Annotated in this window: 21 protein-coding genes; 7 read left to right on the forward strand and 14 right to left on the reverse strand. The window is 67.8% G+C overall.

Annotation, left to right across the window (positions count from 1 at the left end):
* Positions 1–116: 116 nt before the first annotated feature.
* From ACZ4XD_RS12155 to ACZ4XD_RS12165, 3 genes are all read right to left on the reverse strand, one after another.
* Positions 117–662, reverse strand: coding sequence for a class IV adenylate cyclase (locus tag ACZ4XD_RS12155; protein WP_453188280.1), 546 nt, complete (start codon positions 660–662; stop codon positions 117–119).
* A 23-nt stretch (positions 663–685) separates the two neighbouring features.
* Positions 686–1780: a radical SAM protein gene (locus tag ACZ4XD_RS12160; RefSeq protein ID WP_468041027.1), complete on the reverse strand. Its 1095-nt coding sequence runs from the start codon at positions 1778–1780 to the stop codon at positions 686–688.
* A 466-nt stretch (positions 1781–2246) separates the two neighbouring features.
* A complete protein-coding gene (locus tag ACZ4XD_RS12165) occupies positions 2247–2684 on the reverse strand; it encodes an ATP-binding protein (protein WP_468041031.1) in 438 nt (145 codons plus the stop codon).
* A gap of 225 nt (positions 2685–2909) precedes the next feature.
* On the opposite strand from ACZ4XD_RS12165, the gene ACZ4XD_RS12170 reads away from it, so the two are divergent.
* Complete coding sequence (locus tag ACZ4XD_RS12170; RefSeq protein WP_468041034.1) at positions 2910–4256, forward strand: transcriptional regulator; 1347 nt, start codon at positions 2910–2912, stop codon at positions 4254–4256.
* A gap of 1937 nt (positions 4257–6193) precedes the next feature.
* On the opposite strand, the gene ACZ4XD_RS12175 is transcribed toward ACZ4XD_RS12170, so the two are convergent.
* Positions 6194–6658, reverse strand: a complete 465-nt coding sequence (locus ACZ4XD_RS12175; RefSeq protein WP_468041036.1) for a GntR family transcriptional regulator — start codon at positions 6656–6658, stop codon at positions 6194–6196.
* 296 nt (positions 6659–6954) lie between these two features.
* On the opposite strand from ACZ4XD_RS12175, the gene ACZ4XD_RS12180 reads away from it, so the two are divergent.
* The 6 genes from ACZ4XD_RS12180 to ACZ4XD_RS12205 all read left to right on the forward strand — a co-directional run bounded on the left by ACZ4XD_RS12180 (position 6955) and on the right by ACZ4XD_RS12205 (position 12715).
* Positions 6955–7302 carry an SCO3933 family regulatory protein gene (locus ACZ4XD_RS12180; RefSeq protein ID WP_381279406.1) on the forward strand — a complete coding sequence of 116 codons (348 nt, stop codon included), beginning with the start codon at positions 6955–6957 and terminating at the stop codon, positions 7300–7302.
* A 196-nt stretch (positions 7303–7498) separates the two neighbouring features.
* The gene (locus ACZ4XD_RS12185) at positions 7499–8920 is read left to right on the forward strand and encodes an FtsK/SpoIIIE domain-containing protein (RefSeq protein WP_468041040.1); all 1422 of its coding nucleotides are present in this window, start codon (positions 7499–7501) and stop codon (positions 8918–8920) included.
* A gap of 47 nt (positions 8921–8967) precedes the next feature.
* The gene (locus ACZ4XD_RS12190; RefSeq protein ID WP_468041044.1) at positions 8968–9699 is read left to right on the forward strand and encodes a DUF2637 domain-containing protein; all 732 of its coding nucleotides are present in this window, start codon (positions 8968–8970) and stop codon (positions 9697–9699) included.
* A gap of 126 nt (positions 9700–9825) precedes the next feature.
* On the forward strand, positions 9826–11289 hold the full coding sequence (locus tag ACZ4XD_RS12195; RefSeq protein WP_468041047.1) for a replication initiator: 1464 nt from the start codon (positions 9826–9828) through the stop codon (positions 11287–11289).
* Between the two features lie 5 nt (positions 11290–11294).
* Positions 11295–11504 carry an excisionase family DNA-binding protein gene (locus tag ACZ4XD_RS12200; RefSeq protein ID WP_468041092.1) on the forward strand — a complete coding sequence of 70 codons (210 nt, stop codon included), beginning with the start codon at positions 11295–11297 and terminating at the stop codon, positions 11502–11504.
* Positions 11504–12715 (forward strand): tyrosine-type recombinase/integrase, encoded by a 1212-nt coding sequence (locus ACZ4XD_RS12205; RefSeq protein ID WP_468041049.1) that lies wholly within the window; start codon positions 11504–11506, stop codon positions 12713–12715. The genes ACZ4XD_RS12200 and ACZ4XD_RS12205 overlap by 1 nt, the downstream gene beginning before the upstream one ends.
* A gap of 252 nt (positions 12716–12967) precedes the next feature.
* Here ACZ4XD_RS12205 and ACZ4XD_RS12210 read toward each other — a convergent pair whose 3' ends face one another.
* The 10 genes from ACZ4XD_RS12210 to ACZ4XD_RS12255 all read right to left on the reverse strand — a co-directional run bounded on the left by ACZ4XD_RS12210 (position 12968) and on the right by ACZ4XD_RS12255 (position 19899).
* Positions 12968–14350, reverse strand: coding sequence for a tyrosine-type recombinase/integrase (locus tag ACZ4XD_RS12210; RefSeq protein WP_468041051.1), 1383 nt, complete (start codon positions 14348–14350; stop codon positions 12968–12970).
* A gap of 66 nt (positions 14351–14416) precedes the next feature.
* Positions 14417–14605 carry a helix-turn-helix transcriptional regulator gene (locus ACZ4XD_RS12215; RefSeq protein WP_263270390.1) on the reverse strand — a complete coding sequence of 63 codons (189 nt, stop codon included), beginning with the start codon at positions 14603–14605 and terminating at the stop codon, positions 14417–14419.
* Positions 14606–14681: 76 nt separating this feature from the next.
* On the reverse strand, positions 14682–14861 hold the full coding sequence (locus ACZ4XD_RS12220; protein ID WP_468041056.1) for a hypothetical protein: 180 nt from the start codon (positions 14859–14861) through the stop codon (positions 14682–14684).
* An 18-nt stretch (positions 14862–14879) separates the two neighbouring features.
* A complete protein-coding gene (locus ACZ4XD_RS12225; RefSeq protein ID WP_468041059.1) occupies positions 14880–16961 on the reverse strand; it encodes a YfjI family protein in 2082 nt (693 codons plus the stop codon).
* Between the two features lie 2 nt (positions 16962–16963).
* Positions 16964–17098, reverse strand: a complete 135-nt coding sequence (locus tag ACZ4XD_RS12230) for a hypothetical protein (RefSeq protein ID WP_468041063.1) — start codon at positions 17096–17098, stop codon at positions 16964–16966.
* Positions 17098–17241: a hypothetical protein gene (locus tag ACZ4XD_RS12235; RefSeq protein ID WP_468041065.1), complete on the reverse strand. Its 144-nt coding sequence runs from the start codon at positions 17239–17241 to the stop codon at positions 17098–17100. The genes ACZ4XD_RS12230 and ACZ4XD_RS12235 overlap by 1 nt, the downstream gene beginning before the upstream one ends.
* Before the next feature lie 144 nt (positions 17242–17385).
* Positions 17386–18303: a hypothetical protein gene (locus ACZ4XD_RS12240; protein ID WP_468041067.1), complete on the reverse strand. Its 918-nt coding sequence runs from the start codon at positions 18301–18303 to the stop codon at positions 17386–17388.
* On the reverse strand, positions 18300–18806 hold the full coding sequence (locus ACZ4XD_RS12245) for a hypothetical protein (protein WP_468041069.1): 507 nt from the start codon (positions 18804–18806) through the stop codon (positions 18300–18302). The genes ACZ4XD_RS12240 and ACZ4XD_RS12245 overlap by 4 nt, the downstream gene beginning before the upstream one ends.
* Complete coding sequence (locus ACZ4XD_RS12250; protein ID WP_468041071.1) at positions 18803–19282, reverse strand: hypothetical protein; 480 nt, start codon at positions 19280–19282, stop codon at positions 18803–18805. Before ACZ4XD_RS12250 ends, ACZ4XD_RS12245 begins: the two co-directional genes overlap by 4 nt.
* A 272-nt stretch (positions 19283–19554) precedes the next feature.
* Positions 19555–19899, reverse strand: a complete 345-nt coding sequence (locus ACZ4XD_RS12255; RefSeq protein WP_468041073.1) for a hypothetical protein — start codon at positions 19897–19899, stop codon at positions 19555–19557.
* Positions 19900–20124 lie beyond the last annotated feature (225 nt).

Consider the following 20124-nt stretch of genomic DNA (forward strand, 5'->3'; position numbering starts at 1 on the left):
ACCACGTTTTACCGCCCTATCTGGCACGGATCTGGCACGCACAGCGGCTGGTTTTGCGTTGGGCGCGCGAACGCCCCCAGCGGTCAAACCGTTGGGGGCGCAGATGCGCGGGAAGCTCACACGAACAGGAGGGTGTCCTCGGCGAGGATGTCCCTGTTCAGTTCGCTCTTGTAGATCAGGTCGATGCTGCCGAAGCGGGCTTCGCCGTAATCGAAACCAAGTTCAGCCGCCGCTGCGCGCACCGCCTGCTCTGAGGAACTCTCGATCTCCAGGAAGGTCGGCAGGCCGGGCCACGTGTCGAGGTCGTAGGTGACGCCGTCGAGCTGCCACTCCTCCCGGTAGTTCTGCTGGTAGCGCACCTGGCGCAGACCGAGGGCGTTGAGGAGTTCTGCGGTCTTCTCCAGGTCGCTGACCTCGACCTCGATTTCCGTGGTGCCGTTGATGTGGCTGGCGTCGGTGACCTGCTTCAGCGTCAGGGTGGTCTTGCCTCCCTCATCGCGCAGCCGCAGCCACTGCTCGCCTTGAACGGTGTCGTTCTCGAAGATCAGGCGGGTGAACAGGGTCTTGGGGAAGACTTGCTCTGCGCCGGCGGCCTTCAGGTGATCGCGCAGGGCGTCCACGTCGATCTCCAGGAACTTGGCCTCGTACTCGTGCTGTGCCATCTCTCTCCTCTGGTCGCGGGGGGCTACGCAGTGAGGTCGTGATAGTCCTGCTCGCGCAGCTTCCTGATCTCGCTGCACACGGTGCTGGTGACGAACTCTTCGAGCGGCAGGCACAGGTCCATGCGCTGGATACATACGCCAACGTGGAACGTTCCGCGCGGGTCACGGTAGAGCCGAACGCCGTAGTAGCCCTCGTGGCAGTCAGTGCTGTTGTTGAACCGGCAGCCGACGCATGTTTCTGGCAGCCGCAGCGATCGTATGTGCTTCACGAACAGCGTGCGCCCGTCCGGGAGTTGGTAGCCGATCCTGAAGCCTGACGTGCCTGCGATCAGCGTCACCTCGGTCGGCCGCGCTTGCAGTTCCTCCAGGAGGAGATCGATGGCTTGCAGCGATTCCTCCCCGTCGGCGAGGGAGGAAAGGACGCGGACCGAGAGCTGGGGAGAGTACTTCTCCAAGAGCCGGTGCACGCGACGGACGTGGCGTCGGTTCGGAATGACGACGTTCGCCCGAGCGCCAAGTCCCAGGTCGAGCGACAGGCTGATTGATTTCTCCAGCGCATCGATCTTGCGTCCTGCCAGGGAGTGCGAGCGGTAGCGGGTGTTCTGTACCTGGGCCAGTTCTTCGGCAGTGGTTCCGAAGATGGAGAAGTTCACGTGGTCCAGGCCGGCTGTGGCGCAGCCAGGGAGGACACGCCCGCCGTTCTCCCCGTTCGATGTGACGCTGACCTTGTAGCCGGCTGATCGGGACACGTCGACGATCTGAGGTAGGCGGGGGTGGAGCGTCGGTTCTCCGCCGGTCAGGTGGACCTCGTTGAAGTCCAGCACGTCGCGGAGCTGTGTGAGCGCCGTGTGAAACGTGTCATCGGGGAATATGGGTGCGGTGGTGAAACGAGCACCGTTGGTGGCGAGGTAGATCGAGACCCGGCCGGAACGGCCTGCTGCCCCGAACTCTCCCGCGTGGTCCTCTTGGTTGTCCGCGCTAACCGGCGTTCCTTCGTTGTGGCAGAAGGTGCAGGTCATGCCACAGGCGTCGATGACCTTGACGCGGAGGGTCCGGTCCACCGTGACACGGACAGGCACGGCATGGCTGATGTTCCTTAAAGCGGGGTGATCGATCACTTATCTCTGCTCCTTCGTCGTTGGAGGGCGAGAGTGAAGGGATTCGGTGTCCTGCCGCTGCGAGCTTGAGTGACGGCAGGCCCTGGGAGTTGTGACGCGTCCCTGCGCGCGGCGGGGGAGCCTTCTGGGCAAAGCCCGTTCAGGCGACGTGAGTGAAGTCAGCTCTGGAAGGCGGCTTCGTCCGGCAAGGTTCGAGCTGCCGAGGCCCACGCCCCTGGATGCCTGCCGAGGTCGTTGTGGACGAGCTGGAGGAGCAAAATCATCGCGGCGACCGTTCCCAGTGCCCACGTCCATTCCAGACACCGGGTGACCACATCGCCGCCTCGACGGGATGTGGCTCGCGCGCCGGTGTGCCTCCCGGCGGATGACAGCACTTTCACATCTGATCCTTCCTTCTCGTGCATGGCTAAGAGGGGCTTCCGGCATTCCGCCGCCGGGCGTGCAGCACATTCGTTTGCGCGTCGGCTCATCGAGGTCGAGTGGCCTGAGCGCATGGCCCGTCTGCATCCGCGACGGCGGCCACAGGTCCCGCCTCGGTCGACGAACGGCCGACCGCGATTTCGAACCAGACCACTTTTCCCGCCGGGCCCTGCTTCGTTCCCCAAGCACTTGCCAAGGCGGAGACGAGCCGCAAGCCTCTGCCGCTCTCCGATGCCGGTACGGTGCTGACGACATGCGGGAGCTGCGGATCGTGGTCGGTCACTTCGACCCTCACTTCCGCGCCGGTCCACCGCACGCACACCACACAGGTCGCGCCCGTATGGGTCACGGCGTTGGTGATCACCTCACTGCTCAACAGCAAGAGGTCGTCGACCTGGACAGCGGTGATGCCCGTGCGCCAGTGACGGACACGTTCTGCGATCCGCCGTCGGGCATCGCCAACTGACCTGTTAGCAGGCGTCACGCGGAATCCGTATGAGGGCGCTGAGGAGAGTCGTGCGGGCATGGTGGATCGCACCTCCGCATGCCTTGCCCATCGGTGCCCGGGAACTCCGGGCAGGACAAGAACATCCACCCACGGCCCCTCAACTCATAAGGTTTCAGGGGGTTTCAGGGTGCTCCGCACCTGGACCCAGCAAGCGTCGGCAGCGCTATGTTGAGTGTGCATGCGGGCCGATAGGAGGACCTGATGACCGGGCATCCGACGGAGTTGTTACACCACCCCCTGTCCTACGCGCGGGTCGAAGCCGGCCTGGGCAAGACCAAGTTCGCCCAGTTGATCCGCCTTGAGGGGCGGGGCCTGGGATACAACCTGGGAACCACCCGCTCGACGGTCTTCAAGTGGGAACGCGGAGACCATGCGCCTGACGACATCACCCAGATGGTTATCGGACGGGTGCTTCAAATCTCTGACGCCGTGCGCTTGTCGGGGCCATGGCCGCGCTGGTTGCTTGCGGGGGACAACACCTTCGACCTTGCTGCGCCTTGGACGCAGGAGGCTACGCTGAAGTCCTTGACCTCACTTGCTGGGAGTGGACCTATGGACCGGAGGGCTTTTCTCGGTATCGGTGGCATGGCGCTCGTGGGTATCGGTGCCCAGTGGGCGACGGCCGATCCAGCCATCGCCGCAGCTGTGTCCGGCGACAGGGTCACCTCTGCCACCGTGGATCACATGCGCGGCAGGGTGGAGTCCTTGCGCAGCATGGAGCAGGTGACGGGCGGCGGTGAATTCCTGGAGTCCGCCCGGACAGATCTCCGGCTGATCATGCGCATGTTGGAGAACGGCCGGTACACGGAGGAGACGGCGAAACAGCTCTACGTGCTAGCCGCCGAGGTGTGTTGTCTCCTGGGCTGGATGAGCTACGACGCCAGCCTTCACAGTGCCGCCCAGCAGCACTACGCCGTGGCTCTCCGTTCGGCCAAGACTGCGGGTGATGACACCCTCGGGGCGCACACTCTGTGCTTCATGGCCACCCAGGCGGCCAATCAGCAAGAACAGCTCGCTGCTGTCGGATTGATGGATACCGCAGAAGCCGTCCGGGGCCGGGTGCCCGCCATCATGCGGGCCTCGCTCGCCGCCCACCAGACCACCGTCTACAACAAGGCCGGCGACAAGCGGAAGGCAGCAGCGGCGCTCAACCGCGCGTTCGATGCCCTGGGTCGAGTCGATGCCTCGGACACTCCTTCCTACCTGGCCTGGTTCGGTGAGGCGCAGCTCCGGTCCACGGAGGGGCGCTTCCTCCTCACCACGGGGCAGGCAGAAAAGGCCACCGAGGCGCTGGAGCGCTCGGTCACCGAGGCTGCACCACGCGACAAGGCGGTCCGTTACGGCACCTTGGCTCTGGCCTATCAGAAGACCGGTGACCTGGACGGTGCGCTCGACGCCACGTACAAGGCCGCCGATCTCATCGAAGACGGCATCCACTCGCGGCGTGGCGTGGAACGCCTGCAAGATGTCCGTCGTGCCTTTCGGCCCGTCAAGAATGAGCCGAAGGTCCGGGAGGTCTCGGAGCGAATCGCCGCTCTGGCTGCGTAGGCGTCGCTTGGCGCCGCCGTTGACTTGCGCCTGTCAGTTCGCCCCGCCCGTCTGCTCTCTCTCGCAGCAAACGAGCGGGGCCTTCTCATGCCTGGCTCCTGACCGGGCGGCAGAAGCCGGAGGTAGGAGCGGGTGCGGTCCTGGGCCTCAGCCACAGAAAGCCAGCTACGACGCTCCCGCGCTGTGGGGAGCACCTGCCACGTGTGTCACCCGCGCCCCCTCCGGCCTGGGCCACGCTGCCCTGTTTGGATCGGCCCGCGAACTGCGAGGTGTCACCGCGAATTCGGCGTGGCCTGGCTGCGGGTCGCGTGGGCCTGGTTGTGGTGGCTGTGTGGGGAGCTGCCGTGGTGTCGGCCCGGTGGTGCTGCGTCGGGCTGGTCGGGTTGCTTCCTGGGCCCTGTCGGAACGCTTGCTGTCCTTGCGCGCTGAGCTGCCGGGGGCTGCCGAGAGCGGGGCGGTAGACAGGAGCGTCGGCGGCCTTCGGCCGCCAGCGCGCGCGGCCCGCGTAGCGGGCCGCCTTGATCCAGTAAAGAAACTTTGAACAGCTCGGCTGTCGCTCTTCCTTGGCCGCTTCTGCGAAGCGTTCCGCCGCTGCTCCCTCGTCCATGCCGCTCGCGCCCCCGATTGCCCTGGACTGCGGCAATTTATGCGGGTCTGTCTCGCGGATCGCCGAACTCTATCCACAGGCTGGCCGTTGCAGAGTTCCAACATGTCGATTTCAAGCGAGCACGGTTCGAGATGTCCGCGACTTTCTGCACAAGATGCGTGCACCCCCGGCCAGTTGCCGCACGGGTTGTGTGCTGCCCCCTGCTCGATTCCGGGTTTCGTTTCTGGGTCTTCCGGCCGTCGGAAAGTTGTCCACAAGGGGAGGTGTCCGCTTCCCGCGAGGAGATGCCCTCGTTGGCGTTCACGCCATGGAAGACGGACGCGGAAAGGAGTGATCCAGGTCACTTGGTGTCACATCTGGCTCTTTTCCGCTCCCTTCTCTGTACGCAAGCCCGGAGAGGGTGATCGGAAAACGGCGAAACATAGACCGAGAACGCCGGTTGGCCAAACCGCCCTTTCTCCGGACCATGAATCTCGCTTCGGACGGCACCTCGAAGGAGGGGGATGATGTGACCTGCGTCACACGTGTCACATCGGGCCTGTTTTCCGCACTTGTTCTAGGTGGAGGGAGAAATCCGCTCCGAAGCGGTACTCCCTGTGGTGTCGAGACAAAAAAGGTGCGTGATGTGCATCACAGCGTGTCCGAATCGGCCTCGTTCCCGTACTTGGACCTAGTGAAGAGAAAGACAGGGAGGCGCGAGTCCGGCCGGTGGTTCGGGCGGCTTGTGCGTACGAGGAGGTGTCCGACAGCGGTGATGTGCTGGTCAGAGAGGGGCCGGAGTGTGGCACGGGATGCCGGACTGGGGAAATCCGGGACCGGTTGGTGTGGTGGGGGTCGGCAGGGGCCCCCGCTCGCGTGGCGGTCCGAGGGAGTGGAGGAGTGCGCCGTGTACGCGGTGAGCGGTGGGTGCAGGAACGTTCCGTCCGGCGGGGCGTGGGTGCGGATTACTTCCCGCATGCCGGGTTTTCGGAGGGAGCTGGGCCGCCGGGCGGGAAACGCCCCTGGGGCTGCTGTGCGCGGCCTGCAAGGTGGTGCCAGGCGCTTGGTCCGGGCGCCGGTCTGTGGTGAGCGGGACTGTGTTTACCAGGGCTTCCGGGGGCTTACCACGGCGCATACCAGGGCGGTTGTGCCGCTTCCGTTACCTCATGGGGCGGATTCGGTAAGCGGGGCGGTAAGGGCACGGGCGCTAACTGGGGTGGAGACGAAATGACAGGCGAGACGGGGATGTGCGCGGTGAACGAGACGGATCTGAAGCTGCTGGCAGCGATAGCTCAGGCGGCTGCGCAATTGAATCGGGAGATGGCGCAGGTGCGGGAGCGTGCCGGTCGGGTCAGCGAGCGTCTTTCTGCTCTAGCTGATGGACCTTGTCCTCAAGAGTCGCGACGTGCTGCTTGAGGGCTTCGACTTCCGCTGCCATCTGGTGCATCTGCTCCAGGATCTGCGCCAGGGCCTCGGTCACGGGGGAGGGGACTGCCTCATCGCCGGGGGCAGCCTGCTCCTTGGCGGCGCTGTACCAGGCGGGAGCGGTGTGCTCGATCTTGAACGCGCCGGTGGAGTCCGTGCCGGGGTCGCTGACGTAGGTGCCTCGGTTGGGGACGGAGTAGACCAGTCCCTCTTCCCGCAGTACTCGCAGCGCGCTGTGGACGGTGGCGTTGGCGATGCCGAGTTCTGTGCGCAGCTCCCGTGAGGAGGGGAGGCGGTCGCCGGGCTTCAGCTTCCCTTCCTGGATCTGCTTGCGCAGCTTGCCGGCCGCCAGCTGGTACGGCGGCAACGGGTGGTCTGTCGGCATGCTCATACCGCGAGAGTAGCCCGCTCTAGACCGGTCTGGACAGTCCGCAGCAACCCGTGCCGCCGCGCCTGCCGTGATCCGGCCACGGCCAGCGGCCCCACCCTCGGTCCAACCTTCGGTCCAACCTTCGGTCCAACCTTCGGTCCAACCTTCGGTCCAACCACCCACCGCCCGAACGGGCTCCCTCACGAAAGAGTGCTCTGGATCGCTCTGGTTCGAGCTTGACTGCTCTAGAGCGTTCGGGTACTACTTGTGTACACGCCAGCCGCACGGTGCGGCCGGTGAACGAAAGGAAGAAACACATGGCTCGCACGAGCATCCGCGTCGGCATGACGAACGAGACCCAGCTCATGGCCGGTGGTCTGCCGGTGGCGAAGTGGACGGACCAGGAGAAGGGGGAGCGGGCCGTTGACCGTGAGACCGGCTCCCCGCTGTACACGGTGATGATCTTCCTGATGGAGGGTGAGCGGGCTGAGGCGCTGAAGGTCACCGTTCCGCAGAAGGGTCTCCCCGACGGCCTCAAGCCGGGGATGCCGATCAGGACCGTGGACTTGATGGCCAACCCCTGGGCCAACCTCTTCAACGGTCAGGTGTCCTCGGGCGTGGCCTACCGCGCCAAGGCGCTGGAGCTCGGGGCGTCGGCGGAGTGAGGGACTTCATTCCGGGCTGGGATCGGGCCTATCCGGTCCCAGCCCCCCGCCCCGACCCCCGTTTCAGCGAGCAGGTCACGCATGACGTGGCGGCCGTGCTGGCGGCACACGGATTCCCCCCGGTCATCAACGACTTCGACTGGGGCGACCTCGATCAGGCCCTGGCGGCCTTCCTCTACGAAGATCGGAAGTAGACGTGACAGTGAACGAACTCGCCACCTACGCCCCAGTGGTGGCGGTGGCGATAGCGGCCGTCTTTGCGGTCATGGGGGCGGTGTGGCTGGGCCGCTACATCGCAGCCGACAGCATGATGCGAGCCAGCATGCGCCAGGCGATCCGTGTGCGGCGGGGCTGGAAGCGACTGGCGCAAATGGCTGGGCTGTCGGTCACGGACAAGATGCCCACCGCGCTGGCCTCCCTGACCACCACCGACGCCGACAAGCCCCCCAAGCCGCGGGTCCTCACTCCGGTGCTGAAGGTGAAGCCGGACCGGTTCGGGCTGCTCGTGCGGGCCAACTGCCTTCCGAAGGTCGGCCTGGAGGAATTCCAGAAGGCCGCGCGGTTTCTGGCGGACGCTTGGCGCTGCACCCGCGTCTCGGTCCAGCCCGACGGTCCCGGGCGGGTGCTGATCCGTGGCGTGCGGGTGGATCCGCTGATCACCTCGACTGAGCACGTCCCGTCAGGAAAGCCGCCCAAGAAGCTGACCACGTGGAACCTGGGCCTGGACGAGTACGCCCAGAGTGTGGCCGTGGACCTCGCCGAAGTGCCCGGCGTCACGGTTGCCGGCCTGCCCGGCTACGGGAAGTCCTCACTGATCAACCGCTTCATCTGCGACTGCGCGCCCTCGCCCGCGATCCAGTTCGCCGTGGCGGACGGCAAGGTGACCTCGTCCCGGGTGGGCGACTACGCCGATCTGGCTGACCGCCTCTTCGCGTTCGTCGGCAGCGATCTGGAAGAAGGCAACAAGCTCTTCCAGCGCCTGGTGGACCTGCGCGAAGCGCGCACCCTGGCGATGAAGGACGTGCTGAAGACCAAGGACATGTGGCACGTCGGGCCCACCGCGGCGTGGCCGCTGGTCGTCCTGATCATGGATGAGGCTCACACCTACTTCCGCGATTACAAGGGCAGCGACGCGAAGACCAAGAAGCTGGCCGCGCTGGCTGCGGAGAACGCCCGACTGGTCGAAAACCTCGTGAAGATGGGCCGCAGTGTCGGCATCCTGGTCATCCTCACCTCACAGAAGACCACGGGCGACGCCATCCCCACGTTCATCCGGGACGTGTGCCCGGTGGGCCTGTCCTTCGCGCAGAAGACCGCTGAAGCCTCCGTGGCCGCGCTCGGTGAGGCCATCCGCGACTGGCCGGACGCCAACCCGATCCACCTGCAAGATCCGGCCTACGTCGGCGTCGCGGTCATGCAGCACCAGGGCCGTCCCGGCTTCATCCGCATCCGCACACCCTTCGTTGCCGAAGCCGATGCTGTGCGCATCACCGCCGAGACCGCCCACCTGACCCGCGACCCCGCCGAACTCCTCAACGCCCAGCTCCCCGGCGGTGATCTCCGCCGCATCCAGCTCACCAAGCTCGCTTCCGACGACAGCACCCCGGAGGCAGCCTGACCCGCACACACCGCAGCTACAGGCCACTTGGAAGGAGGTGAACCCTTATGTCTGAGGACCGGATCACTCAGCGCACCGTGACCGTGGTCATGGCTGTCATCGCCGCCCTGGCGTTCGTCTTCTCCTTCGGCAACGTCTGGTCCCTGGCCCTGCGCCTGGGCGTCCCCCGCCCCGTCGCACCGCTGATCGCCCCCATGGTCGACCTCTCCGTCGTCGGCCTCCTGGTGGCCCTGCGCTACCTGTCCCTGCGCGGCATCCCGGCCGACCAGATGCGCTCCGCCTCCCGGCTGATGCACCTGTCCGGACTGCTGACCCTGGCCCTCAACATCGCCGAACCCCTCATCGCCCACCACTGGGGCCGCGCCTGCGTGGACGCGGTGGCACCCCTGCTCCTCCTCGGCTGGGGAGCGGTCGGCCCCCAGCTCCTGCGCCACTTCCACACCGTGACGCAGCCCGCCCCGGCTCCGGCATCCACCGACACCGCCCCGGCCCCGGTCAGCGAACCGGCTCCGGCTGCGGAACCTGCGGACACGGCTCCGGCCCCTGCGCCCGAGCCGACTCCCGCCCCGGCCCCGGCCCCGGTCCTGGCTTCGGCAAGAGCAGCAGAGGCCCCTGCGGCTTCGGCTCCGGTGCCTGCTCCGCTGCTGGAGGAAGCCCGCAAGATCGCCGCATCCCACCAGGCCGAGCACAGCGAGCCCATCACGGCCGCCCAGCTCAAAGCCCGTCTCGGCGTCGCCCTCCCGCTGGCCACCGCCGCACACCAGGCCCTGACCGCCTGACCCTCCGCCGGCCTTCCGGCAACTTCCCGCCCTGCCCTACCGGGCTCGGTCCGCCATGCCCCGAGCAGCACCACACCCCTGTCCGGTGCTGCTCGGGGCCCCTTCCCAACGGAAAGGACAGCCCCCATGCCCCGCATGCTCGACCTACGCCACGTGAAGAGCCTCGCCGTGCGGGACCTGATCGAGCTGGCCAACCTCGGCGACTTCGACCGCGTCAACGAACAGGTCCGCCAAGTCGCCGGATGCACCCGGCCCGTCAACCTCGTCGGCCAGACCACCACCCTCGACGCCACCACCCGCACCGTCCTGCGCTCCTACAGCACCACCGATGAACCAACCGGCCGCCTCCTGACCACCTGCGGCAACCGCCGAGCCTCGCGCTGCCCGTCCTGCTCCCGCGTCTACGCCGCCGATACCTACCACCTGATCAAAGCCGGACTCTCCGGCGGCAAGACCGTCCCCGAAACCGTCCGCACCCACCCCCGCGTCTTCGCCACTCTCACCGCACCTTCCTTCGGCCCCGTCCACAACCGCCCCACCACCAACGGCAAAGCCCGACCCTGCGCCTGTGGCACCCAACACGCAATAGATGCACCCGAGTTGGGAACACCCCTGCGTCCGTCTACCTACGACTACACCGGTGCTGTGCTCTGGAATGCCCACGCGGGCGCACTGTGGGCGCGCTTCACTACCTATCTCCGCCGCGCCCTGGCCGCCCACCTCGGCATGACGCAAAAGGCGCTGAACGCCACTCTGCGCATCTCCTTTGCCAAGGTCGCCGAGTACCAAAAACGCGGCCTGGTCCACTTTCACGCGGTCATCCGCTTCGACGGCCCCGACGGCAGCAACGAGCCGCCGCCACCATGGGCAACCGTCGACGCACTCAAGGCTGCCATCGAGGACGCGGCCGAGAACGCCGTTCTCACAGTGACCTCCGACTACACCGGAGACCGCGAAATCCGCTGGGGTGACCGCCTCGACGTACGCGAGATCACCGCACTCGGCGACGGCGAACTCACCGACAAGGCCGTTGCCGGATACGTCGCCAAGTACGCCACCAAGAGCGCCGAAGACTCCGGCACCGTGGACCGCTCCCTCATCTGTGCACCCTGCGGTGGACGCGGCTACCTGCGCGGCCCTGACGGCTTCCGCGACCTGTGCGCCGACTGCGACGGCACCGGGCAGGCCGAACCCCTGCAAGACCTCCGCGTGCAGCGTCACGTCCGCCAGATGATCCGCACTGCCTGGGCGCTCGGCCACCTCCCCGAGTTCGCTGACCTCAAGCTCTGGAAGTGGGCGCACATGCTCGGATTCCGCGGCCACTTCTCCACCAAATCCCGCCGCTACTCCACCACCCTCGGCGCCCTTCGTGACGTGCGCAAAGCCTGGCGTACCGCACAAGCCCACACCGATGCCGGCCAAGACCAGCCTGACGAGAACACCACTCTCGTCACCGAATCCTCCTGGGCCTATCTCGCCTCCGGCTACCGACCCGGCGAAGAACTCCTGGCTGCCCAGACACGCCACGAAATCCAGCAAGCGCAACAAGCCGCCGCCCGTGCCAAGACTGAAGGAGAGCCGTGGCTGTGACCGATCTGAATACCCCCCTGCTGACCGTTGATGAAGCAGCGGCACGGCTCGCTACCGGCGCCCGTTTCGTACGACGGCTGATCGCAGAGCGGCGGATTGTCTTCGTCCACATTGGACGGCACGTTCGAATTCCGGCCTCGGCTGTTGAGGCGTTCATCCAAGAAGGAATGGTTGCGCCGATCACGGCAGCATCGGTACACGGGAGGGCCGCGTGATGGCGGGTAAGAAGCGTAGGTTCGGCGCCATCCGGAAGCTTCCCTCCGGTCGTTTTCAGGCTCGGTACCCGGGCCCTGATGGCGTGATGCGTCCAGCCCCAGAGACCTTCCGCACCAAGACGGATGGCGAACGCTGGCTGGTCAAGATCGAGGCTCAGATCTCAGATGGCCGGTGGCTGGACCCGGCGGAAGGCAAGACGACGGTGTCTGACTGGGCCGACCGCTGGTACGCGTCGGCAAGTGCAGAACTCAAGCCGAAGACACGGGCGCTGTACGAGGGGCTGATTCGCCTGTGGATCAAGCCGCAGCTCGGGGCGTACCCCCTCAAGTCGGTTCGGCCGATCGCGGTGGCTGAGTGGATAGCCAGCCTGCGTAAGAAGGGCCTGAGCCCGTCGCGGATTCGTTCCGCCTACCGGGTCTTCTCGCAGATCATGCGGTCGGCGGTGGACAACGACATGATCGCGGTCACCCCGTGCCGGGGCGTGAAGATCCCCCGGCTGCCGGATACCGAGCCGCACATCCTCACTGACGAGGAGCTGCGCAGGCTCATCGGTGCCATGGCTGCGCCCCATGACCTGCTCGTGAAGCTGCTGGCCTATGCCGGGCTGCGCATCGGTGAAGCCTTCGCGCTGCGGCGCAAGGACGTGCTCCTGGACCACGGGCTGCTGATCGTGGATGAGGCCGTCGAGGAGATCAACGGTCATCATGCGTGGGGCACTCCGAAGTCTCATCAGAAGCGGATTCTGACTCTGCCCGGCTTCCTCGTCGCGGACCTGCGCGACCACCTGAAGTCCGATGTGGGGGGCGGTGATGATGCCCTTCTGTTCGTTGGTGGCACGGGGAGGGTCCTGCGGTACAACGACTGGCGGAGGGCACATTTCGACAAGGCCGTGAAGAAGGCTGGCCTATCCGACGTCACCCCGCATGATCTCCGCGCGACCCATGCGACGTGGGTGGCCGACCGGCACGGTGTCATGGCAGCGGCGAAGCGGCTCGGTCACTCCAACGCGAGCGTGACGACGCGCCACTATGCTCGGGTGGTGGACGGCCGAGATGCCGACGTGGCCAAGACGATGCACTCGGAGCACCAAGCCGCTGCGGGGGCCGGGAAAGCCGCGAATGGCACGTCGGACGCTCCGGATGCTGATCTGGCACGTAACTGGCACGAGGATGGCGACGATGGCACGGCCGGGGCTCTCGTACCCGTCTGACCTGCGGCGGAGCGCCATGGCCACATGATCCATCGGAAGTCTTGAAAACTGTCGTGGCGGCAACGTCACCGTGGGTTCAAATCCCACAGCCTCCGCTGAGGTCAGCGAACTAGCTGGTCAGAAGGGGTGCCCCGCTTCGGCGGGGCACCCCTTCTGCGTTCGTTCTGTCTCACCCCGGGTCGCCTGTATCCCGGCGCTGACCAGGACGTACGGGCCAGTGGCGGGCCAGGATTCCGGCGGTGGCGGGCGGCCTCACCCACCCAGCTCCTGCTCGATCAAGGCATTCGCTCGCGTCTGAGTCCCGTGCAGCACCTTGGCGTAGAAGCGGTAGAGCACGGCCACGCTGTGGCCGGCCCGCCGGGCAACCTCCACCGGGTCCACGCCCGCCTTGATCCACAGCGAGACGATCGCGTGCCTGAGCGAGTAGGGGACCGCTGCGAGCGGAGAGGCCAGCTCCGCCGGAGCGAGCGCCTTCTCGCGTGCTCGTTGCCAGACGGCCGTGTACTCCGTGGACCGGACGCGGCCGCCCTGTGACGCACGGAAGAGACGGCCGTCCTCCGCCGCCCCGAACTGCTCCAGGTGCTGTCTGAGCGCGCGCACCAACTCGGGCGGGATGGGGATGGAGCGCGTGGTGTTGCGGGCCCGCCGTTTCAACCCACGCGCCTCGTAGGACTTGCCGTCGTTCGTCCACCCAGCGCCGACTTCGGGCCGGCTGTTCGCGAGGACCAGCTCGCCCCACCCATCCGCTGGAAGCGTGCATGCATTCTCGTCCAGTGCAGCGACTTCGGACGGTCGCATGCCGGCGTAGTACATGCACCCGAAGAAGCCGGAGAGGTGTTCCCCGCGGTCGCCTTGCCCGCGAACTGCCTCAAGCAGTGCACGGGCGAGCCGGGCGTCAGGTACGAAGCGGAAATCCACCTCATCATCGTTCGGAGGGGCAGCCCAGTCGACTCTCTGCAGCGGGTTGGCAGGGAGGATGCCCCTCTCAACGGCGAAGCGCAGAGAGTTATTCAGCACCGTGCGCTTGCGCCGAATCGTGGTCTGAGCTGCAGTGTGGCCGTCGAGCTTGAGCGAGAGCGCATTGAGAGCCTTCCGGAGCTGGTCGGGCTTCGCCGCTTCGTTCAACTTCAGCGAGTTCTTCGCCAACCACGCAAGTGCTGCCTGGACTTCGGCAGAGGGCGATTCGCCCTGAGACCTGGGGGCCAGTTGGCCATCGGATGTGCGAATGGCTCGGTAGGCCCACTGATGCAATGCCATGCGCATCACAGCCGGGGCAGGGGCACCGCGTGAGGTGGAGACGAAGACGGGGGTGATCGTAGCGAGAGACTCTGCGATGTTCGCCCGCTGCTTTGCCGCAGCCTGCGGCCACTTCATGAGTGCGTAGGCGACGCTGTGGTCGTACCAGGTCGGGCTGTTGAGCGCGTCCAGCTCATTGGCCGGCAGGCCGCTTTCCTCGTCGAACTGCTGCCGGTCTCGGAGGGCAGACAGCAACTCGGACCTGCGACCGTCGGCCTGTGCCTTGGTCTTGTAGCTCTTCGAGTGCGGCCGCGTGCCGACGCGCCACCGTAGCTCGAACGGCTTGGGACGGTTCTTGCGCGAGCGGATGGACCAGATTTCGACTTCGTAGGTGAGCACGGCTCTCCACAGGGGCGTGAAGAAGGGGCCCGCCGAGTGGCGGGCCCCTTCAGGGGGGTCACGGGGTCAGGCGGCGGATTGCTCGCACTCCGCCCACCAGGCGTCGAGGTCCGTCCTCCGGACGCGCAGCTGGCCGTTGGGGAGCTTGATGAGCCTGGGGGCCTTGCCGCGGGCGCGCATGCGGTAGAAGGCGGCGCGGCTCATGCCGATCTCGTCGAGGACTTCGGGGAGCTTGAGCATCTGGGTGCGGGGCACAGTTGCATCTCCTTCGAGGCGGATTGCGCCTGGCTGCGTGTACACGCAGCGTGAGTGTGATGTGGTCCGGACGCCGTCACGGCGCGGAAAGTGTCAGCAGCGTCAGCAAAAATCGCTGACCTGCGAGAACGGTGTTGGCATCCCTGTCAGCGGGTGTCAGCAGTGTCAGCAAAAACCAGCCTTCTGCTGACACTGCTGACACCTGCTGACGCGCGTCAGCGGCGTAAATGTGCAGGTCAGCGATTTTTGCTGACATTGCTGACGTTCTGTGGGGCTACGAACCGTCCAGCGACGCCTTCACAGCGGGGTGGACACGGAACGTGACGCTGGCGCTGCGGCCTTTTCCGCCCTGGGCCGGAGGTGCGTCGGGGCGGAGATAGCCGTGTTCCTCCAGGAGGCGGAGGGCGGGGTCGATGGCGTCGGTTCGTCCGCGGAAGCGCCGGTGGGCGGCTACGACGTCGCGGCGTTTGACGGTGGTTCGGTGGGTGCCGTTCTGCTTGGGGCGCTGGAGCCAGGTGAGGATGTGGCGGGCGTCCTCGGTGGCGGGGTCGGCGGCGATGAGGTCGAAGACGGCCAAGGCGTGGGCGGTGTAGTACGCGGCGATGACGGCGGCGCGTTCGACACAGTCGGCGCTGACGGGGTCGCCCCAGCCGGTGGTGATGCAGTCGGCGAGGTGGAGCAGGCAGGCGATACGGACGGTGGCGCCGACGAGCTTTCCGGCCCAGTCGGTGACGTGGGACAGCGGCTGGTCGGGGCGTAGCTTCTCCTCGACTTCTTCCTGGAGGCGCTCGACGACGGCGTCGGCCTGTGCGGACAGGGGCACGGTGACGGGGTCGGGCAGGTCGGTGAAGGTGCGCACCATCGCTTCGAGCCGGGTGTCGTAGGTGCCGCTGACGGTCTCGGGGATGGGATGGGTGCGGATCTTGCGGTAGCCGAGGTTGGAGGGCGGCAGGGCGAACAGGAAGCGGGCCAGCAGTCCGCGGTCGCGTGCGCCGGGCGTGGCGGCCAGGTCCTGGAGGACGGCGGGCTGGGGGGTGACGCCGATGGTCAGGGCAGGGCGGTCGACGGTGGGCTGGTCGCGGGTGATGCGGTCGGTCTGGAGGCGTTCGCCTTTGTGCGCCTGGAGGAAGACGCCCAGGTTGGGGCGGGCGCTGTAGCGGCCGGCGATGATGTCGAAGAGGTCGCCTTCGGGAGAGAGGGCGGCCAGACACCGGTGAGTGGCAAGCAAGTGGGTGAGCGGTTCGGGGGTGATGTCTCCGGAGACCGTCAGCCGCGGGGCGGGTGGTACGCGGATCTCATCGGCGAGCATGCGGGCTGCGGACGCTTCAGCGACGAGCTGCTGGCGGTCGATGGTGTCGCTCTTGCGGGCCTTCGAGAGCAGGGCGTCGACCTCGGCTTCGGCGGCTTCCTTGGCGGTCTGGGCCTCGATGATGGCGGGCTTGGCCTGTTGGGCCAGTTCGTCTTCGATCCGGTAGATCGGGGCGGTCATAGCGGAGAACACGTCCGACTTGCGGGAGGCGGGCGGCATCGCGCAAACCAGGTAGAGGTTGGACTGCTCGGTCCAGCCGGGACGGATCTGGACGTGGACCCGGCCGCCGGCGGCGGTGGACAGGGCCGCCAGCCCCATGGTGGCGGCCATGTCCGGCGGGGTCTGGGTGAACTCCGCCAGTGCTACGACTTGTTCGCGCATCCAGCCGGGCAGTGCATCGACGGGGAAGCGGGGCAGCGGACCGTTTTCTCCCAGAGGGGTCGGCTCGCTCCAGGTGCGCTGCTCCGCGGCTTCCAGGGCGGCCAGAGCTTCGGCGCGGGTGGCGTCGGCGGTCAGTTCGCCGGTGCGGGCGCGCTGGCTCAGGCGGAGGCCCGTGGCGTCCAGACGCCGGTTGTCGGCCGCGTCGCGGGCGATGGCGGCGTAGTACTCGCCGTTGCTGGCGGTGGGCACCTGCTGGACGAGGGAGTGGAGGTAGGAGGCACCGCCGACCCGGTTCAGGTCACCGGTCGTGCCGAGATAGGCGGTCACGGTGATGGGGTCCACGGGTTCGTCGCACTCGTGCATGGTGGTGATGGCGCGATGGATCGTTTCGTGCGCGGGGCGGTAGTAGTCAGCCGCGTCGAGAACGGCTGTGATCTCTGGGATCACGGCGGGTGAGAGCAGCATTGCTCCGAGCGCTGCTTGTTCAGCCTCAATGGCGTGATCGTGAGGCCCCTCCCTCAGCGGGTGGACGCTGGCGAATCCACCGCCGACGTGGTGCGGTTCGGGGGTCGGTTGAGTCATGCTGAATGTCTCCAGTTCTGTTGTGAGGGCTGGGAGACCAGGGCGGGCCGCTTCTCGCCAAAGACTGCGGCCCGCCCTAGCCATGACTAGGGGTGGGAAGGTTCGGGGCTGGTCCCCTGCTCGGCGTGCAACCTCGGGTTCTTTCCGGACTTGTTGTTGCTGGACTTGTTGTTCCGTTCGCGCAGTTCGCGTTCCATCCGTTCGCGCTGTTCCTGGTCCATCACCGGGCTCCCTTCGGGGTGCCGGGGACGGGGCGGGTGGAGGGGTTGCGGGTCCAGCCGCCGTCGTGGGCGGAGTACTCCCGTACGTCCTCGGGCCGGGCCTTTTCGGGGTCGCGGGTGGGCATGCCGCGCTTGAGTGGCACGATGGGGCTCCTGTCTCTGCGAGATGGGAGCGGGCTCGGTCGAACTTCTTCGCGGGATGACGACCGGGCCCGCGCTGCGTGGAGCGCCGGCTGACGGCTCCCCGCCCGCCCCGGCCGGGACGGCCCGGGGCGGGCAGGCAGCCGTCAGCCGGCCTTCTTCAGCACGTGCCAGCGGGCGGGGTTGTCCTCGTCCTGGACGATCTGCGCGGCCACTTCCCCGCTGTTGTTGCCGTCGTTGTTGCTGTTGTTGTTGCTGGCTTGTTGCTCGTTCTGACCTGCGGAAACAACAACAACAGCTGGGCCCGGGGCCCCTTCTGGAGAGGGGCCAGGGGAGGGGCTGGACGGGCGGGTCGGGAGGTCCTCGACACGGACCCCCGTGGAGACCCCCGAGCGGGCCCCCTCCCCGCGGGCCCGGGTGCCCCTGGAGACGGGCACCGCAGCGGCCTCACACAGGGCCCGGCAGTCGGCCGCAGACCACCCCCCGGACGACCCCCCGCCGGGGTAGCGGGAGGAGAGCCCCGCGACCACCTGAGGCCAGTGCAAACCGGGGGTGTCCTTGCCCCCCTCGGAGTGCTCCTGGACGAGGTCGTGGAGGAGGTGGAGGAACGCCTCCGGGGAGGGACCCGGAGCGCGCTTGCCGCCGCCCTCCGCATCGCCGTCGGCCGGGGCTTCCTTGGCGGCCTTCGCCTTGTCCGCGCTGACCTTGGTGCGCAGAGCCGCGGCGGACCACCCGGCGGCCAGTGGCCACATCAGGGCGTTGTGCCGGTAGACCAGCCAGCACAGACTGGCCCCGGCACCCAGGAGCAGGGCACCGCGGACGTAGATGCCGAGGTCCGCCGACAGGCCCTTGAGGTCTGACCGGTGGGCCTCCAGGCACCAGCCCCTGAGCCGGTCGGCGAGCCGCTTGCCCAGGAGGCTGGTCCCCTCCCCCAGCGTGTTCATCACCTGCACCGCCCAGGCGCGGGCCGCTTTCGCCTTCTCCTCCGCCTGCGCCGCCTTGGCCTTCAGCTCGTCGGCGCGGTCGGCGAGTGCGCCGGCCTCCGGCGCGGTGTCGGCGCTCACAGGGACACCTCCCCGTTCAGAACGCTCCGGCCAGCGTCACCCATCGCGTTGTACATCTGGGGCACCCACTGCATCAGCTCGGCGAATCCCGCCGTGGCACACAGCGTCAGGCCCGCGAACAACCCGCCGATCATGCGCTTTTTGTCCTGCTTGCCCGCCGCCTTCAGGATGATCCCGCCGATGATCGCGGTGACGAGGACCGCGCAGGCGCCGGGGTAGGTGAGCTGGCCGAGGGAGCCCTGGGCCAGGCTGCCGCCGCCCTCCGCGCCGGTCGTGGCGCTGACGCCCTTGTCGCCGACACGGTTGCTCGCCGTGACGGCCTGGACGGCAAACCATCCGAACAGGCCGCCGAGGCACATGGTCCAGCCCGCGCCGGTGATCAGCGCGCCGCCGAACGGCAACAGCGCTTTGAGCTCGCGGGTGCCCTTCCACCAGGACCGAATGTTGATGATCAGGATGGCGACGGAGACGGTGGCTCCGGCGAGGGTCAGTGGGGTGTTCATGCGCGGACTCCTGTCGTGGCGGCGACGATGTCCGGGACGAGGACGCCCCAGCTGCCGCCGATGAATGTGACGGCCACGCCGAAGGCGTCGAGCCAGTTGAGTTGCCGGACCCAGCCGCCGGCGAGGGTGGGGCGCAGGCGGCAGGGCCGGTGGATGCGCGCGGCCACCACGACCACAGCGACGACCGCCGCGACGTGCGATGCCCCGGGGTGGATGTCGGTGCCGATGTGGTCGAGCAGCGACCCCCAGACCCGGCCGACGCCGTATCCGAGGTGCGGCAGCGGGATGATCGCGGCTGCCGTCGCGGTCACCGCCACGAGCGGGGACACCCGGTAGCGGACGGCTCGCGCGAGGCGCTGCCACCACGTCGGGTCAGGCTCCACCGGGACCGGCTGGTGGACGGTGACGTGCAGCTCGATCTGCTGCGGCTGGCCGTTCCACGGGGCCGGCGCCTGCGGCGGCAGCCACGGTGTCATCCCTCCCCCGCCGGGCGGGACGGGCGGCGACGGCGGCAGCCCGAAAAGCCAATCCCCAGACCCACCATCGGTGGCCACCTGGGGGACAGGCGGCGCGGCCGGGACGGACACCGGCACCGGGGCAGTGGACGGCGCGGTGGACGAGGTGGACGGCAGCCCCGGGCGGAACGGCCAGGCTGCGGCCGGGATCACGGTGCCGGACACAGCAGACCCGGCGCCCTGGGCGGGCAGGTGGACGGTCGGCGGAGACTCTGGCTCCGGCGGGACGGCGGTCATCCCAGACCCCCGATCCGGCGCAGCAGCCAAGCTCGCACCCGCAGTTCGTCACCGTCGGGACCGGCGACCACCGGCCGTCGCGCGGCTACGTAGCCCGGGGGCAGGGACGTGGGGGCGGGCTCGACGTTCCGCCACCAGCCCTGCACCGGCAAGATCGTGCGCGTCAGCACCACCGGCTCACCGATACGGCCATCCCCAGCGCCGTCCATCGGGGCGGAGCGGTCGGGGTGTTCGAGGGTGACGAAGGACTGGGCAGTGGGACGCAGGCGGCGCTGCTGCGGGATACGGGCGGAGTGGGCCTCAGCAGCTACCTGCGTGCCGGGGCGGGAATGGCGGGTCACAGCGATTTTCTCCTTTGCAGTCGGGCCGTCAGGCAGCGCCCGGTTCGCAGTTGGGGAAGGCAGACGCCATGCACTTGCCGGGGGGGGGGGGGGGGGGGGGGGGGGGGGGGGGGGGGGGGGGGGGGGGGGGGGGGGGGGGGGGGGGGGGGGGGGGGGTGGGGGTGGGGGGGGGGGGGGGGGGGGGGGCCCCCCCCCCCCCCCCCCCGGGCCCGCTCAGCAGCGCAG

It is taken from the genome of Streptomyces sp. NPDC029466 (assembly GCF_055574515.1).

Coding starts and splice junctions, on each gene's coding strand:
- ACZ4XD_RS12205 (WP_468041049.1), top strand. CDS start 11,504: ATGGCGGGTAAGAAGCGTAGGTTCGGCGCCATCCGGAAGCTTCCCTCC.
- ACZ4XD_RS12225 (WP_468041059.1), bottom strand. CDS start 16,961: ATGGCTAGGGCGGGCCGCAGTCTTTGGCGAGAAGCGGCCCGCCCTGGT.
- ACZ4XD_RS12245 (WP_468041069.1), bottom strand. CDS start 18,806: ATGAACACCCCACTGACCCTCGCCGGAGCCACCGTCTCCGTCGCCATC.
- ACZ4XD_RS12180 (WP_381279406.1), top strand. CDS start 6,955: ATGGCTCGCACGAGCATCCGCGTCGGCATGACGAACGAGACCCAGCTC.
- ACZ4XD_RS12220 (WP_468041056.1), bottom strand. CDS start 14,861: ATGTCAGCAAAAATCGCTGACCTGCACATTTACGCCGCTGACGCGCGT.
- ACZ4XD_RS12195 (WP_468041047.1), top strand. CDS start 9,826: ATGCCCCGCATGCTCGACCTACGCCACGTGAAGAGCCTCGCCGTGCGG.
- ACZ4XD_RS12170 (WP_468041034.1), top strand. CDS start 2,910: ATGACCGGGCATCCGACGGAGTTGTTACACCACCCCCTGTCCTACGCG.
- ACZ4XD_RS12175 (WP_468041036.1), bottom strand. CDS start 6,658: ATGAGCATGCCGACAGACCACCCGTTGCCGCCGTACCAGCTGGCGGCC.
- ACZ4XD_RS12190 (WP_468041044.1), top strand. CDS start 8,968: ATGTCTGAGGACCGGATCACTCAGCGCACCGTGACCGTGGTCATGGCT.
- ACZ4XD_RS12155 (WP_453188280.1), bottom strand. CDS start 662: ATGGCACAGCACGAGTACGAGGCCAAGTTCCTGGAGATCGACGTGGAC.
- ACZ4XD_RS12230 (WP_468041063.1), bottom strand. CDS start 17,098: ATGGACCAGGAACAGCGCGAACGGATGGAACGCGAACTGCGCGAACGG.
- ACZ4XD_RS12250 (WP_468041071.1), bottom strand. CDS start 19,282: ATGACACCGTGGCTGCCGCCGCAGGCGCCGGCCCCGTGGAACGGCCAG.